This window comes from Streptomyces sp. S.PNR 29 (assembly GCF_030386795.1).
Lineage (GTDB): Bacteria > Actinomycetota > Actinomycetes > Streptomycetales > Streptomycetaceae > Streptomyces.
In genome coordinates, this window is sequence record NZ_JANUQM010000003.1 from 164,663 (window position 1) to 181,279 (window position 16,617).

General features: G+C 69.0%; 7 protein-coding genes. 6 read left to right on the top strand and 1 reads right to left on the bottom strand.

Annotation, left to right across the window (positions count from 1 at the left end):
- The first annotated feature begins 8 nt into the window (after window positions 1–8).
- The 3 genes from NW895_RS09635 (at window position 9) to NW895_RS09645 (ending at window position 10,655) form a co-directional block, all read left to right on the top strand.
- Complete coding sequence (locus tag NW895_RS09635; RefSeq protein ID WP_354670079.1) at window positions 9–9,131, top strand: DNRLRE domain-containing protein; 9,123 nt, start codon at window positions 9–11, stop codon at window positions 9,129–9,131.
- Between the two features lie 9 nt (window positions 9,132–9,140).
- Window positions 9,141–9,821, top strand: coding sequence for a hypothetical protein (locus tag NW895_RS09640; RefSeq protein ID WP_289934966.1), 681 nt, complete (start codon window positions 9,141–9,143; stop codon window positions 9,819–9,821).
- A gap of 111 nt (window positions 9,822–9,932) precedes the next feature.
- Complete coding sequence (locus NW895_RS09645; protein ID WP_289934967.1) at window positions 9,933–10,655, top strand: hypothetical protein; 723 nt, start codon at window positions 9,933–9,935, stop codon at window positions 10,653–10,655.
- Window positions 10,656–10,729: 74 nt separating this feature from the next.
- On the opposite strand, the gene NW895_RS09650 is transcribed toward NW895_RS09645, so the two are convergent.
- Window positions 10,730–13,324, bottom strand: a complete 2,595-nt coding sequence (locus NW895_RS09650) for an FG-GAP-like repeat-containing protein (RefSeq protein ID WP_289935505.1) — start codon at window positions 13,322–13,324, stop codon at window positions 10,730–10,732.
- 382 nt (window positions 13,325–13,706) lie between these two features.
- Here NW895_RS09650 and NW895_RS09655 point away from each other — a divergent pair, with 382 nt between their 5' ends.
- From NW895_RS09655 to NW895_RS09665, 3 genes are all read left to right on the top strand, one after another.
- On the top strand, window positions 13,707–14,138 hold the full coding sequence (locus NW895_RS09655; RefSeq protein WP_289934968.1) for a hypothetical protein: 432 nt from the start codon (window positions 13,707–13,709) through the stop codon (window positions 14,136–14,138).
- A gap of 160 nt (window positions 14,139–14,298) precedes the next feature.
- Window positions 14,299–14,916 (top strand): RNA polymerase sigma factor, encoded by a 618-nt coding sequence (locus NW895_RS09660; RefSeq protein WP_289934969.1) that lies wholly within the window; start codon window positions 14,299–14,301, stop codon window positions 14,914–14,916.
- A gap of 828 nt (window positions 14,917–15,744) precedes the next feature.
- The gene (locus NW895_RS09665; RefSeq protein ID WP_289934970.1) at window positions 15,745–16,605 is read left to right on the top strand and encodes a pentapeptide repeat-containing protein; all 861 of its coding nucleotides are present in this window, start codon (window positions 15,745–15,747) and stop codon (window positions 16,603–16,605) included.
- The last annotated feature ends 12 nt before the right edge of the window (window positions 16,606–16,617 follow it).

Genomic DNA, 16,617 nt, shown 5'->3' on the forward strand with positions numbered 1-16,617 from the left:
TTTCAGCGGTGGTGACCACAGCACTGCCGCAGCTCGCCTACGCCGCCCCCGCCGCCGCGTCGGACGGTGACGACAAGGGCGTCATCGACACGATCGCGGGCTGGTTCAGCGACGACGAGGACGACGCCAAGCCGCCGGTCGGCGGCAAACTGGAGATACCCAGCCGGCAGAAGCTGCCGAAGGGCAAGGCGCTGCCGCCCGCCAAGCGGGTCAAGGAGCTGAAGTCCAAGCGCACGGCGACGGCCCGCTACTGGCAGCTGTCCGACGGCCGGATCGAGGCCGAACTGTCGGCCGAGCCGCTGTCGTACAAGGACGGCAAGACCTGGAAGACCATCGACACATCGGTGGGCAAAAGCCGGGCCAAGGGCTACGAGTTCGCCAACACCACCAACTCCGGCCGCAGCTGGTTCGGTGACCGCAGCGACAAGCTCGTGCGCTTCAAGGCACCCGACGGCCGCGCGGTCACGCTCGGCCTGGCCGGCGCCGACCGCCCGCTGAAGCCCGTCGCCAAGGGCGCCACCGTCACCTACGAGGACGCCGTCGGCGGCGCCGACCTCGAATACAAGGTCGGCCGCGGGCAGGTCAAGGAGAACATCGTCCTCACCGAGCCCCCCTCAGGCCCGGTCAGCTACACGTTCACCCTGGACACCGACGGGCTGACGCCGAAGGCGCGCAAGGACGGCGCGATCGAGCTGTACGGCGAACTGCCGAACACCCCGGTCATGGTGATCCCGGCGCCCTACATGACGGACGCCAAGAAGGTCCCCGGCTCACCGACCGGCGGCACCTACTCCACCGCCGTCAAGCAGAAGCTCACCCGCGACGGCAAGAGCTGGAAGCTCACCGTCACCCCCTCGGCGAAGTGGCTGGCCGCCAAGGACCGCCAGTACCCGGTGAAGATCGACCCCACGATCACCATCGCGCCGACCCCCTCCAGCGCCCAGGACACCATGGTCCTGTCGGAGAACCCGACGACCAACTACGCCACCAGCTGGAAGCTTTCCGCGGGCAGGACCGACACCGGCGGCATCTCCCGGTCGCTGATCTACTTCCCGCTCAACGAGATCCCCTCCGGGACGACGATCGACTCGGCCCGCCTGGAGATGTACTTCGACCAGGTGCACGCCGGGGAGGCCAACGACGTCACCATGGAGGTCCACCGGGCCACCGGCTCCTGGACCGAGACCGGCGCGACCTGGAACAACACCTCCGGCCTGGTCGGTGAGCTGTCCGGCACCACCGTCCAGATCGACGACGGCGACACCGGAACCGCGGCGGTCGGCGAGTGGCCGCGCGCCACGACGACCGGCGGCGCCGCGGTCAACGACGACTACGCGTACAACAAGAACACCGCGACCGGCGAGACGTACACCTGGCAGCCGAAGATCAACGAGGAGGCCTCGTACCGGATCGAGGGGCGCTTCCCGCCCGCCTCGGACGGCGCGACGGCCGCCCCGTACACGATCACGCACCGGGACGGCACCGCCAACGCCACGGTCAACCAGTCCGGCACGACCGCCGCGTGGAAGGCCCTGAGCAGTACGCAGTACTACTTCAAGAAGGGCACCACGGGCAAGATCGTCCTCGGTGACACCGGCAGCTCGACCACGAAGAACATCGCCGACGCGCTGCGCCTGGTGAACCCGGCGCAGATCGTCAAGAACAAGGGCGAGCACAACCAGTGGCACAAGTTCGCCGTCACCGACACCGTCCAGAAGTGGGTCTCGGGCACGGCGACGAACTACGGCTTCGTCATCCAGTCCCAGAACGACACCTCGACCTCCGCGCCGGTGGGCGGTCCCCGCTACGAGTCGGGTGACGGCGCGTACGGCGGCGAGACGTCGAGCATCCCGCGGCTGACGGTGACGTACGGCAAGGTCGGCACGACCCTCAACTCGCCGACCGTCGTCCACTCCACGGGCCCCGAGCTGTCGTGGAAGGCGTACAGCAACACCTCCGGCGACCCGGGCCTGGACATCGTCGAGTACCAGCTGCACCGCTCCACGCAGCAGGCGTTCACCCCCTCGGCGGCCACCCTGATCGCGCCGATCGACAAGTCGGCGACGACCTACACCGACACCACCGCCGTACCGACCCCGGACTCCTCGGCGAACGAGATCGGCAAGTCGTACTTCTACCAGCTGGCCGTGAAGACCAAGGACGGGCAGCTGCTCGGCTCGCCCACCCGCACCGTGGGCATCCCCAAGGCCGGCCGGACGATGAAGATCATCCAGGGCGCGCAGAGCGGCGTCACCGATACCACGGTCTCCTCCACCAAGCCGGACACCAACTACGGCAACGGCCTGACCGAACCGGTCACGGGCACCTCGCAGACCTGGCTGGAGGTCGGCAACGACTCACCGACCTACGGCAGGACACGGGCGCTGCTGCAGTTCCCCACCAGCTCGATCCCCAGCACCGCCACGGTCCTGGACTCGAAGATGTACATGTGGGGCGCGGAGACCACCACCGGCTCCGACGGCGCGATCTACGAACTGCACGGCCTGAACCGGGCCTTCGACGAGGCGACGGCCACCTGGAACAAGGCCAACTCCACCACCGCGTGGACCACGGCCGGCGGTGACCTGTCCGCCACCGTCTCCGACACGGTCGCCAGCGTCTCCGACGTCGGCCGCCACTGGTGGGACGCCACCGGACTCACCCAGACCTGGGTCAAGACCCCGACCTCCAACAAGGGCGTCGCGGTCCGGCTGAAGGACGAGTCGTCCACCGGCCCCAAGGAGCACACCCTGTTCCTGTCGGCCGAGGCCGCCGACCCGCAGCTGCGCCCCTACATCCAGGTCATCTACGTCGACTCGACCACCGAGGACACGTACTACGCCCCGGGAACCCCCGCCCGAATGACCCCCAACTCGACCTACACGGTGGAGTTCACGGTCACCAACACCACGGCGACCGCCTGGGCGGCCGGCGAGCGCGAGCTGTCGTACACCTGGAAGCTGCCCGACGGCACGGACGTCACCACCGGCGGCAATCAGGTCGCCACGGCGATCCCGGCGCTGCTGCCGGGCAAGTCCGCGACCGTCCAGGCGCAGGTCAAGACGCCGATCAACTCGGACTCGGGCAGCAAGCGCACCGAGTACGTGCTCGGCTGGGACATCCGCAAGGTCTCCGACGGCAGCTGGCTGTCGGCGGGCACGGGCGGCATTCCGCCGCTGAAGCAGAACGTGGCGGTGGAGGACCCGACCTCCAACACGCTCGGCCTGGAGAAGTTCTACTCCTACGCGGGCAAGAACACCGGTGCCGGCTCGTCGCTGATGACGAACGTGGCCTCCGGCAACAGCGTCTGGCAGTACAACGCGATCAACAACCCGGGCCGCGGTCTGAACACCTTCGCCCGGATCGCCTACAACTCGCTGGACACCAGTGACACCGTCCTCGGCCACGGCTGGTCCGCGCAGATCTCCGGTCCCACCCGGCTCGGCGCACCGCTGGACTTCCACCCCAACCCGAACCCGACCGAGATCAAGCTCCCGGACGGCGACGGCACCACGCACGTCTTCCGCAAGCAGGCGGACGGCACGTGGAAGGCCCCGGCGGGCGTGCACTTCAAGCTGACGCCGAAGGCCAACCTGGACTGCACCCCGGCCAAGGACCCGATCCCGGACGCCTGGACGCTCACCCGCCCGGACGGCACGCGGTTCCTGTTCGGCTGCGACGGCTACATGACGTCGGCGGTCGACAACGACGGCAACACGCAGACGTTCACGTACGAGGAGCGCAAGTCCAACAACAAGCCGACCAAGTTCCTGACGTACATCACGGACCCGGCCGGCCGGCAGTCGCTGACGATCGACTACTACAAGAAGGGCGACGCGACCTACTCGTACATCAACGACACGGGCGCGAAGGTCAGCGGCACCAACCTCACCAACTCCAAGATCTACGACCACGTCAAGTCCATCACGGACATCTCGGGTCGCAAGCTGACGTTCTACTACACCGACAAGGGCCTGCTCGGCCAGGTGATCGACGGCGAGTCGGCGAGCCAGCCGAAGGTCTTCAAGTTCACCTACGACGCCACGCAGGGCAACAAGAACGTCAAGCTCGTCAAGGCCACCGACCCCCGGGGCAACGCGACCGACCTGGCGTACTACGCGCCGCAGACCGGTGACGACCCCAAGTTCCACTGGTGGAACAAGACGATCACCGACCGGCTGGGCTACCCGACGACGTTCGCCTACGCGCCGAACACCTCCAACACGAAGTTCGTCGACACCAAGGTCACCGACGCGGAGAACCACGTCACGACCCACGTCACCGACGACTTCGCGCGCCCGGTGCAGCTCACCAACGCCAAGGCGCAGACCACCAAGCTGGCCTGGGACGCCGACAACAACGTCACGTACCTGGAGGAGGCCAACGGGTCCAAGACGGCGTACTGCTACGACCCGAAGACCGGCTACCCGCTGCGCCAGTGGGACGCCGAGGTCACCAAGTCGTGGACGTCGTTCAACCAGACCGACTACTGCGACCCGGCGAAGTACCCGGCCAACGCCACCAAGTACGAGTACCAGACCCGGCTCGACGGCTACTCCGCCGACCTGTGGCGCAAGACCTCCCCGCTGGGCAACATCTGGGAGTTCGGCTACGACCAGTTCGGCAACCAGACGTCCGTGACCGACCCGGAGGGCGTCGCGTCCGCCACGGCCGGCGACTACATGTCGACGACCGAGTACGACGCGTACGGCCAGCCGAAGAAGGACACCGACGCCAACGGCAACGCCACCCTGTACGCCGAGTACGGCGCACACGGCTACCCGACGAAGATCACGGACGCCAAGCAGTCGACCACGGTCTTCACCTACGACGAGCGCGGCAACACCACCGAGGTCGTCAACGCCAAGGGCGCCAAGGTCACCCAGGCCTATGACTACTTCGGCCGCCCGCTGGAGAAGAAGGAGCCCAAGGACCAGTCCGCGGGCGAGTTCATCACCACTCCGGCCCCGGTCTACGACGCCAACAACAACATCACGAAGGCGTACGCGCCGAACGGCGCCGAGACCAGCTCGGTGTACGACGCGGCCGACCAGGTCACCGACGTGCTCACACCCAAGGACGTGAGCACCGACCCGGAGCGCCGCACCGTCACGACGTACGACAAGGTCGGCAACGTCAAGACGGTCACCGAGCCCAAGGGCGCGCTGACCACCACGGTCGGCGACTACACGACCACCTACTCCTACGACGAGATCTACCAGCCCGTCTCGGTGGTCAACGCCAAGGGCGACACGATCACCAGCGTCTACGACAACGTCGGCAACCTGGTCAAGGTCGTCGACCCCAGGAAGAACGCCACCGCCGACCCCGACGACTACACCACGAAGTTCGACTACGACCTGAACCACCGGGTCGTGAAGACGACGGACGCGGCGGGCAAGTTCACCACCGTCCACTACGACCTCGACGGCCGGACCGACCAGGCCACCGACGCCGAGGGCAACACCACGGAGACGACCTACGACCGGCGCGGTCTGACCAAGCAGGTCAAGGTCCCGTACTCCAAGGACGCCTCCGGCACCATCACCTACCGCACGACCCAGTTCGAGTACGACGAGGTCGGCAACCAGACCAAGGAGATCAGCCCGCGCGGCGTCGCCACCACCGACGACACGACGGACTACATCACCGAGACGGTCTACGACGAGCTGAACCGGGTCAAGGAGCAGCTGTCGCCGTTCGACAAGGACGACGTCCGCTACAACAGCCCCGACCGGACGTACTACTTCTACGACTCGGTCGGCCAGCTGGAGCGGGTCTCGGCACCGCCGTCGCAGGGCCAGACGGTCCGTAACGACACCACCTACAGCTACTACGACAACGGCTGGACCAGGACGGCCACGGACCCCTTCGGCATCACGACGAAGTACGACTACAACGTCCTCGGCCAGCAGACGAAGAACACGCTCATCTCCGCCGGCGGCTCCTCGCAGCGGACGATGACGTGGGACTTCTACCCGTCCGGCAACCAGAAGGCGCGCAGCGACGACGGCATTCCGGTGGGCAACCAGGTCGTGGTCGTCGACTCGTCCGACGTCAACAACACCGCCTCCCAGGGCAGCTGGAGCCCCTCCCAGGCCATGGGCCAGTGGGGCTACGACGTCCGGACCAACGGGGCGGGGACGGGCGCCGACAGCTTCACCTGGCAGCTGAACATCCCGCAGGACGGCACGTACGAGGTCTTCGTCCGGCACGGTGACGTGACCGGCGCGGCCACCGACGCGAAGTTCCAGATCACCCACTCCACGGGCTCGGTGACCAAGACGGTCGACCAGTCCACGGGGTCGGACACCTGGATCTCGCTCGGCTCGTACAGCTTCACCGAGTCCGGTACGCAGAAGGTCACCCTGACCGACGCGGCGAACGGCACGGTGGTCGCCGACACGGTCAAGCTGGTGCGCTCCAACACCGGGGAGACCGACAACGAGCGCAAGGACTTCACGTACAAGTACGACGCCAACAGCCTGCTGTCGGAGGTCAACGACCTCTCGCCCGGGGCCAAGGCCGACACGTACACGATGTCCTACGACGAACTCGACCAGCTGTCGAAGGTCGAGGAGAAGCTGGGCAGCACGGTCAGGAACACGACCGCGCTGACCTACGACGCCAACGGCAACCCGCTGACCACCACCCACGACGTGACGTGGTCGAAGGCGGAGTACGACATCCGCGACATGGTCAACAAGATCACCAACGCGGACTCGCCGACGGCGGGCAACCAGCAGATCACCACGTTCACCTACACCGACCGCGGCCAGCCGCTGAAGCAGACCAAGCCGAACGGCAACACGGTCGACTACGCGTACTGGCTCAACGGCGCGGTCAAGCAGCAGGTCGAGAAGACGTCGGCCGGCACGGTCGTGGCCCAGCACGACCTGGAGTACGACCCGAACGGGAACCGCTCCAAGGACACCGCGAAGGTCATGAACGCCGACAACTCGGCGGCGTACCTGAACACCGTCTCGACGTTCGACTACGACCCGCAGGACCGCATCCAGAAGGTCACCAAGACCGGCGACGCGGCGGGCACCGAGGAGTACTTCTACGACGGCAACTCCAACATCGTCGAGCAGACGGTCGGCGGCGTGAAGACGACGTCGACGTACGACCGCAACCGGCTGCTGAAGACGACGGCGGCGGGCATCGCGTCGACGTACAACTACGACCCGCTGGGGCGCCTGGACACGGTGTCCTCCAACGGCTCGACGCTGGAGAAGTACACGTACGACGGCTTCGACCGCATCGCCAAGCACACGGCGGGCAGCGGCACGTCGGCGAAGACGACGACCTACAAGTACGACGCCTTCGACCGCACGGCCGAGGAGACCACGTCCGGGACCAACGGCAAGACCACGCTCTTCACCTACCTGGGCATGGAGGACAAGGTGCTGCGGGAGGAGGTCGCCGGCAAGGCGACCAAGTCCTACCAGTACTCGCCGTGGGGCCAGAAGCTGACCCAGATCAAGCACAACACCGACGGCACGAAGGAGTACTCGCAGTTCCTCTACCACCCCAAGGGTGACGTGGAGGCCATCACCAGGGACAGCGGCACCACGCGTGCGACCTACGGCTACACGGCGTACGGCTCGGACGACGAGAAGCAGTTCACGGGCGCTGACAAGCCGGACTCCGCCAACCCCGACAAGGAGCAGTACAACGCCTACCGCTACAACGCCCAGCGGTACGACGACGGTTCCGGCACCTACGACATGGGCTTCCGGAACTACGACCCGGGCCTGAACCGCTTCCTGACCCGGGACATGTACGGCGGCGCCGCCGACGACATGGCCCTGGCCACGGACCCGTACACGGGCAACCGGTACGCGTTCGCGGGCGGCAACCCGATCTCCTTCGTGGAGCTCGACGGCCACCTCTTCGGCCTCGACATCTCGCTGTCCGACGTGGGCCACGCGGCCCTCGACGTGGCGGGCATGGTGCCGGTGATCGGTGAGGCGGCGGACGTCGCCAACGGCATCTGGTACGCGGCCGAGGGCAACTACACGGACGCGGCGCTGTCGCTGTCGGCAGCCATCCCGGGCGTGGGAATGGCGGCGACCGCTGCCAAGTACGCCAAGAAGGGCGCGAAGGCGGTCGACGCGGTCAAGGGAGGCAGCAAGGCGTCCAAGGGCGCGAAGGCGAGCAAGGCAAAGAGCAGCAAGCCGAAGCATGCCAAGCCCAAGCAGAAGAAGCCGAAGAACAAGGCCGGTCAGTGCAAGAAGCCGACGAAGAAGAACAGCTTCGTCCCCGGCACCAAGGTGCTGATGGCCGACGGCTCGACCAAGGCCATCGAGGACGTCAAGACGGGCGACCTGGTTCTGGCTTCCGACCCGGAGACCGGCAACCTTCAGGCCCGCCCGGTCACCGACACCATCACCGGTGACGGCGTCAAGCACCTGGTCACGCTGACCGTCGACCCCGACGGCAAGGACGGCAAGGCCAAGCCCAGCAAGATCACGGCCACGGCCAACCACCCGTTCTGGCTGCCCGACTACGGTAGGTGGGCCGATGCCGGTGACCTCGAACCGGGCATGTGGCTGCAGACCGCAGCCGGCACCTGGGTCCAGATCACCGCGATCGACGACGTCCATCACAGCCAGCGGGTCCGCAACCTTTCCGTGGACGGCCAGCACACGTTCTTCGTGGTGGCCGGCGGCTGGTCGGTTCTCGTCCACAACGACGATCCCGCCGAGGTCTGCAAGACTGACGCGGGCAAGGCCAGCTACAACCGGCTCAAGGACGCCGTGGCCCAGGCCGCTGCGCGGCCCGCGAGCACGGTGAAGTCCCGACTCAGTGCGGGGCAGATCGCCGCCGGTAAGAAGCTCCCCTTCCTCAAGAGGATGTTCATCGGCAGTGACATCGAGAAGGCCGCGGCGAACAACCCCGCTGTGCTCGCGGACCCGAACATCCGGCACATGGGTACGTCCGCTCCCGGTCAGTCGGTTCCCGACTTCACCATTCAGGACGGCACCAATGTGGTGAATATCGATGTCACGGGTGCCAGTGCCACTTCAATCTCGGAGCATCTCCGGCGTGACTACATCGACAGCCGAGAGCAGATTCTGGACTACCCGACGGTGTCCGACAGCTATGTCGATGACATCTTCGGCTGAGGTGGCAGCATGTCATTCATGGAACAGGTGAATGCGGCCACCTTCCGGTCTCAGAAGATCATCGGGGGACCCAGAGTCCTGGGGGACGTCGGTCTCACCCGCTGCACGTGTGTGGGTTCGACCCTCGCCCAGTTCGACGACCCTGGTTTCGGGTTCGTGGTCCAGGGCGTCGAGGCCCGGCGGTGCAAAGTGGACAACTGCGGTGCACACGGTGTTCTCTTCCGAGATGTACTTGTAGAGGACCTCTCGATTGCCGGGGGGCTACTCCTGGAGGCGTGCGTCTTCGACCGCGTCACCCTGCGCGGGAACATCGGGAGAGTGGTGACCACTCCTCCCAACGATGCCCTGCCGGAAGAGGTGCGGGAGAGCTTCGTGGCTGCCATGCGGGTCGCCTATCAGGAAGTGGAATGGGCGCTCGACATCAGAGAGGCGAAATTCAGTGACGCGGACTTCTACTACGTACCGGGCGAACTGATTCGCCGGGACGAGGAGACGCAGTTCCTGCTGCGGCGGGAGAGTTTCTCAGGGGTGAACCTGTCGGATCTGCCGGTGTATGCGGGTATCGCTGCCGGCCGGTTCGAGGTGAGTCCCTGGGACTCGATCGTCGCCGTGGCCCCACGGCGTTCGAAGAGCTTCGGTCAGGTGCTGTCCGAACTCAATGAGCTCCGCGGAATGGGGCTGGCGGAGTAGCGCTCCGCCCAGCGTATTTCGGCAATGTCATACGGCCGCACCGGAGCCACCGGTGCGGCCGTGTGCCGTTCTGGCACGGGGCGCAATGGTACGGAGCGGAAAGGGAAAGACATGAGCGTGCAGCAGCTTCAGGGGTACAAGCGGTTCGGCGTCGAACCGGAAGGCGGTATCCACCTGGTGGACGGAACGCCGTTCCTGGCCTTGGAAGGCTTCTGGGCAGCCTATTTCCTGTCGCAGGGCACCGAGGACGAAGACCTGGTGTTCGCCGTCTTCGAGGGGGAGGAGGATTCCGCAGTTCAGGTGCACCAGGAAATGCGGGCCGAGGGCGCCTGGCCCACATTCCGGATTCCCGCATTCGGCGGGCGGAGCGTGGTCGTCGTCTTCCGCAACTACCCGGAGGACGACGGTACCGACTACGTCGTCGACCCCGGGCAGGGCAAGGACTGCATTCGCATCGCGGCGGTCGAAGGGCATTTCATGGGTCCCGGAATATCCTGGGACGAGTTGGAGGCCCTCGCGAACGCGGGCGCCGGTCCGCTGGAGCGGGCCCGGCGGATGCTGCTCCTCGCACCCATGTACGCCGACGGACGCCATACGGACCGGGCCGCCGAGCAGTTCGCCGGGGCCCTGCGCGAGGTCGGGGCCACCGGTGACCCCGAGGATCTCGCCCGGCTCCTCGCCGAGGGCGGCACCATGTGGGGGGAGCCCGAGTGGTTCACGGGCAGCGACGGCGCCTGGACCTGCGAGGGTGAACTCAGCTTCCGCAACCCCGGCGGGCACAGCGGCCTGGACCTGGCGAGCCGACTGGAAGTGGACCGGGCGCTGCGCGGCTGACGGGGGGGGGGACGAAAAACGACTGAGGGGGCCGCGAGACCGCGGCCCCCTCACGTGCTTCCGCCGGATCGGGACTACGGCGTCAGCGTCTGGCCCAGGCGGCCGTCCGTCGGCGTTCCCAGCGTGGTCTTGCTGTAGATCACGGCGTCGGAGTAGCCGAGGCCCGTGCTGTTGCTCGGCAGGTGCAGGAGGATGCCGTCCGTGCCGTCCTCGCCGTCGGCGCCGAAGGTGAGGTCGGCGCGGCCGTAGCCGGACAGGTCCGTGAGCGACACCGAGGAGCCGAGGCGGTCGCCGGCCTCCGCGGTGCCGGGGACGCCCGAGGTGTCCTGCGAGACGGCCACCGAACCGGAGCCGGTGAGGCCGGACGCGGTGCCCTTGACCAGGATCGCGTCACCCGCGTCGGCGTAGTTCACGCCGCTGCGGGACAGGTCCTCGCCCGGGGCGCCCGCGAGGACGTCCGCGTAGCCGTCGGCGTTGTAGTCGCCGACCGAGACCGAGGTGCCGAGGGCGTCACCGGACTCGTTGCCGCCGGGGACGTACGCCGTGTCCTGGTGGATCGTCGTCATGCCGGTGGTGGTGAAGCCCGTCGACGTGCCCGGGACCATGGTGATCTGGCCGCCCGAGATGCCACCGGACTCGGAGGCGACGGGCTGGCCGATCACGATGTCGTCGTAGCCGTTGCCGTTGACGTCACCCGCGGCGATGGAGCGGCCGCCCTTGACGGAGATGACGCCGGCCTTGGTCAGGCCGCTCGCCGAGCCCGCGAACCGGACCACGCGGCCGATGCCACCGGTGTCGCGGTAGTTGAGGGCGACGTCCGCGTAGCCGTCCCGGTTGAAGTCGCCGGTCGCCGCGTCCAGGTACGCCACCGAACCCGTGGCCGTGGTCAGCGTGCCGTACTGGTACGTGCCGCTGTCCAGCCGGACGTTCCAGTTGCCGCCCTTGCCGGTGCCGGCCGAGAACACGTCCGCCTTGCCGTCGCCGTTGAAGTCGCCGACGGTGACCGTCGAGCCGAGCTTCGCCCCGGCCGCCGTGACGCCCGACGTGGTGTACGAGAAGCCGGTGGTGAGGGCCGGGCCGTACATCACCGTGACCTGGCCGCGGTCGGCGTTGCCGCTGGTGTCGTCCTCGCCGGGGGAGCCGATCGCGAGGTCGGCGTAGCCGTCGCCGTTGACGTCGCCCCAGGCGCTGGAGGCGCCGAACTCGTCACCGGTCTCGGAGGAGCCGGGGACGCCGGGGCTGCTCTGGGTGAGCGTGATCTTCGACGCGGGGGCGGGTCCGTCGATGCTGCCGGGGACCACCGTCACGCGGTTCGCCCTGGGGGTGCCCGCGACCAGGTCGCTCACCCCGTCCCGGTTGAAGTCCGAGGTGGCGAGGGCGTGCGAGACGCCCGGCGCCTTGGCGAGCTGGGCGATCAGGGAGAGCTTCGGGTAGAGGTTCTTGCCGGGGCAGGCCGTGGCGTTGGTGTCACGGTGACCGAAGACCCGCGGGAGCGTGATCGACGTGCCCTTCTCGACGAGGTTGCCGTCCTGGCCCTTCGGGCTGCCGGAGGTCAGCGTCACCTTGCCGGTCGGGTCGATGCCGTACATGCCGAACTTCCACGCCACGATCCGCGCGATCGCGTCGAGGGCGGCACGGCTCGGCTGGGCGGTCTCGAAGTTGCCGATGTACGAGATGCCGACGGTGTTGGTGTTGAAGCCGACGTCGTGGGCGCCGACCACCGGCAGGTCCATGCCGCCGCTGCGGCCCTCGAAGATCTCGCCGCACCTGTCGACGACGAAGTTGTAGCCGATGTCGTAGTAGCCGCGGGCGAAGTGCTCCTGCTGGATGGAGCGCATCCGGGCGCGGGACTGGGCGCAGGACAGGGTGTTGTCGCTGTCCATGCCGGTGTGGTGGATGACGGCGGCCTTGATCTCGGTGCCGTAGTTCGGCGTGCCGTCGTAGTCCGTGGACGCGCCCCACTCGGCCTGCGTGATGATCGGCGGCTTGACGACCGTCGAGGGCCGGGGCTCGGGAACGGTGGAGGACGGGGAGGGGGAGGCCGTCGGGGAGTCCGAGGCCGACGGGGAGGCGCTCGCCGTGTCGCCGGGCGTGCCGGTCGGCGTGGCGGTGTCCGTGGCCGTGTCCGTCGGGGCCGGGGAGTCCGTCGGTGCCGGGGGGTCCGTCGGTGTGGGGGAGTCCGTCGCCGGGGCCGTGGTCTCCTCCGCGAACGCGGCCGGGTCCAGGCCGGCGGAGGAGGGGGTGCCCTTGGGGTCGGTGCCCGGATCGAGCAGCTTGACGTCCAGGCCGGCCGGCTGGCCGCCCGCCTCGGTGCCGTCCGCGTTCACGAGGCGCACCTCGACGCCGTCGGCGTCCCCGGTCCACATCGACTCCGTGCCGCCGCGCAGTGCCGCCCGCTCGCCCTCCGCGCCGTCGGCCTGGCTGGGGTCGACGGCCAGCTTCTGCCAGCCGGACCACTTGCCGGTCTTCAGGTCCCGGGACCGCACCTCGGGCGTGCCCTTGACGTCGGCATCGGGGTCGTCCCAGGTCAGCAGCACCGCGCTGAAGCGGTCGGTGTCCTGCTTGGCCAGGCCCTTGCGGCCGCCGCCCTTGCTCTGCAGCTTCAGCGTGTGGATCGACGGCTTGCGGCTCTGGCCGTTGCCGTCGGGCTGCGCGGACGGATCCGCCATCGCGTACGTGACGACGCCGGCGGCGCTCAGGACGACGGCCCCCGCCGTCAGCCACGCCCGTCTCTTCAGACTGAGCGGTTTGTACGCACGCGTCCTGCGAGGACTCAACTGTCCCACCCCTAGAAAGTGAACACGGAAGCACCACAGATCACGGGTGCCACTTGAAGACAGCGCACGAGTCCGGCTGAACGTCACGCCTGGTCGGCGGCGTACGCCGTCCCTGACGTGCGAAATCGGAAAAGGTTGTATGGCGTCAGTGACTTTGCTGTGTGGCAATCACCACTTCCGTGACCAGTGATGTCCGTGACATCTCATGCGCTGGGTGAGCCGGGGGGAGCCGTGCGGAGGTCTCCTCCGGACGAGCGAAGGGGTGGGGCCCGGGATGGACGAGGTGAAGGTGCGTGTGCCGAGCGCACACGAGATGCGGACGTGCGCGACGGCGTTCGTCGCCCGTGTCACCGCCCGCAACCGGCTGCCGCTCGACTTCTCCGTGGCCAGCCTGCGCGTCGTCGACTTCCTGATCGACGGCCTGCGCAAGGGCGGCGCCGACCGGGAGCGGGCCGGCGGCACGCTGCTCGGGCTCGGTGCGTACGTCGGTGAGGTGCTCGTGCGCCGTGCGGGGGCGGTGTGGGTGGACTTCGACGCCGACCAGCGGGCCTACTTCGGGCAGTCGGCCGGGGTGCGGATGCCGGACGGCCGGGTCTGGAACCCGCTGGGCAAGGTCCTCAACCGCTTCGAGGTCGGCGGGCCCGAGGAGTCGCTGCAGACCTTCTACCTGACCCTGCACGGGCGGGCCCGGCGGGCCGTCGCATGAGGCGGCTGTGCACTGGGCGGACTCGCGTGCGCTGAGGTGACAGTGACACTTCGGTGAGTTCTGGCGCTGTTGACCGTGGGGGACGTGGGCACGGCCGGACGTGTCCCACGGTGCGGGCTCAGCGAGCTCGCGGTGAACTCGGTACGGACGAGGACGGTTCTTGGGCCACGCAGGGGAACCCCGCCGCGTACAGGCGTACGACGGCGATTTGGGCGCTGCCGTGGCGCGGGCCCAGGAAGGTGACGAGGCCGCCTTCGCGGTCGCGTACCGGATCGTGCAGCCGGGCCTGCTCGGCTATCTGCGCGGGCTGGTCGGTGACGACGCCGAGGACGTGGCCTCCGACGCCTGGCTGGAGATCGCCCGGGACCTCGGGCGGTTCAAGGGGGACGGCGCCGGCTTCCGCGGCTGGACGGCCACCATCGCCCGGCACCGGGCGCTGGACCATCTGCGCCGCCAGAAGGTACGGCCCCGGTCGGCGGCGCTGGAGCAGGACGTACTGGACCTGCCCGGCCCGCACAGCACCCATGACCAGGCGCTGGAGGCCATGTCCACCGAGTACGCCCTGGACCTGGTCCGCGGGCTGCCCCGCGACCAGGCGGAGGCCGTGCTGCTGCGCGTCGTCGTCGGCCTCGACGGCCCCAGCGCCGCACGCGTGCTCGGCAAGCGTCCGGGCGCGGTCCGCACGGCCGCGTACCGGGGTCTGAAGCGCCTGGCCAGACAGCTGGGCGTCGAAGGTGTGACGGATGAGGCGTCCCGAACGCTGGGTGAGTCGAGGTGAACAGCGTCGGCGAAGGGCCACGGGGCCGGGCGGTTCGGGCGGGCTGGCCGGAGCCGGCCGATGCGGCTGACGGACCGGTCGGCGGGACGGCCGGGACGCTCAGGCGGCCGAAGGGCCGGGCGGACCGGACGGTCGAGTCGGGTGGATCCGATGGCCCAGCCCGGGTGACCGTGCCGGACACGCCGGCAGAGACGGCCGGGCCGAACGCGCTCTGCGGGTTCGTCGGGTCGGTTCGGTCGGGCTGGTCCGGTGGGCCTGGCCGGTCCGGTGGTCCGGTTGGGTTGGTCGGGCTGAACGGGTCCGGAGGGTTCGTCGGGACGGTTCGGTCGGGCCGGTCCGGTGGATCTGGCCGGTCCGGTGGCTCGGTCGGGCGGATCGGGTTGGGTCGGTCCGGTGAGTCTGGCGGGCCGGCCGGGCTGAACACGTCCGGCGGGCTGGCCGGGTCGCTCCGGCTGGGCGGGTCCGGTGGATCCGGCGGGTCCGGTGGCTCGGTTGGGCGGATCGGGTTGGGTCGGTCCGGCGGGCTGGTCGTGCCAGGCGGGCCAGGCAGATTCGGCTCGTCCGGTGGGCTGGTCGGGCCCGGCGCGTGCGTTGGGGCTGTCGGGCTGAGCGGGCCCTGCGGGGCTGTTGACGGGACACCCCGGCCGGGCCGGTCCGGCAGATCCGGCGGGCTGGACGGGTTGGTCGGGCTGAACGGGTCGGGCGGGCGCTGCGTATCGGACAGGCGCCGAGGATCCGGGACGGCACATGGGGCAGGCAGGGCCGTCAGGCCCGGCAGGTCGAACCGGGCGGGCACGCCCAACGGAACGGACAGGAACGGAAGCGGACATGGGTGAACGGCAGAGCGACGGCAGGCCCGGGGGCCGTCGGCGTGTGCACCGTCACGGCGCCGTGTCCGGCCACCGCACGACGATCGACACCGCCGGGCTGGAGGCGTTGCTCGCCGCCGCCGTGCGCGCGGACCGCATCGACGCCGAGGCCGAGCAGCGGGCCGTGGCCGCGTTCCGGGCCGCCCGGGACGCGGGAGCCCACCGGACGTCACGCGCCCGCCGCCGGGACGACTGGCGCCCCCGGGAACAGCGGCGCGCGGGACGCCCGCTGAAGGTCACCCTCTCCGTGCTCGCCGCAAGCCTCACCCTCGGCGGCGCCGCGTTCGCGGCGATCGGCGCGGCGGGCTCGGCCGGCCCCGGCGACGACCACAAGGCCCCGCAGTCCTCGGCGAGTGCCCCCACTCGGCACACCCCGGAGCCCTCCACCACGGCGTCCGGCGCCGAGGCGGGGCCGGACCGCCCGTCCACGGCCCAGGACACCGAGGCCCAATGCCGCGCCTACGAGCAGGTCGACGACCGGGGCCAGGCCCTGGACGCCACGGCCTGGCAGCGGCTCATCGAGGCGGCGGGCGGCGAGGAAAAGGTCGCCGCGTACTGCACCGAACAGCTGGCGCGGGCGAAGGACAGGAGCAGCTCCGGCAAGAGTGGCGAAACGGCCGATCCGGGCGACAACGGCACCGGCGGCACGGGCAACGACAACTCGAACACCGGTACGGCCGGCAGCGGCAACTCCGGCAGCGGCAACGCCGGTACCGGCAACGCCGGTGCCGGCGACTCGGGTACCGACAACTCCGCCGGCTCCGGCGCCGACAACAGCCGGCAGACGTCCGGCCAGCCCAGCGGCGGCAAGAACAGGTGATCCACGCCGTCT

Excerpts from the sequence above, each read along its gene's own strand:
- NW895_RS09655 (WP_289934968.1), top strand. The coding sequence starts at position 13,707 with ATGGACGAGGTGAAGGTGCGTGTGCCGAGCGCACACGAGATGCGGACG.
- NW895_RS09650 (WP_289935505.1), bottom strand. The coding sequence starts at position 13,324 with ATGGCGGATCCGTCCGCGCAGCCCGACGGCAACGGCCAGAGCCGCAAG.
- NW895_RS09640 (WP_289934966.1), top strand. The coding sequence starts at position 9,141 with ATGTCATTCATGGAACAGGTGAATGCGGCCACCTTCCGGTCTCAGAAG.
- NW895_RS09645 (WP_289934967.1), top strand. The coding sequence starts at position 9,933 with ATGAGCGTGCAGCAGCTTCAGGGGTACAAGCGGTTCGGCGTCGAACCG.
- NW895_RS09665 (WP_289934970.1), top strand. The coding sequence starts at position 15,745 with ATGGGTGAACGGCAGAGCGACGGCAGGCCCGGGGGCCGTCGGCGTGTG.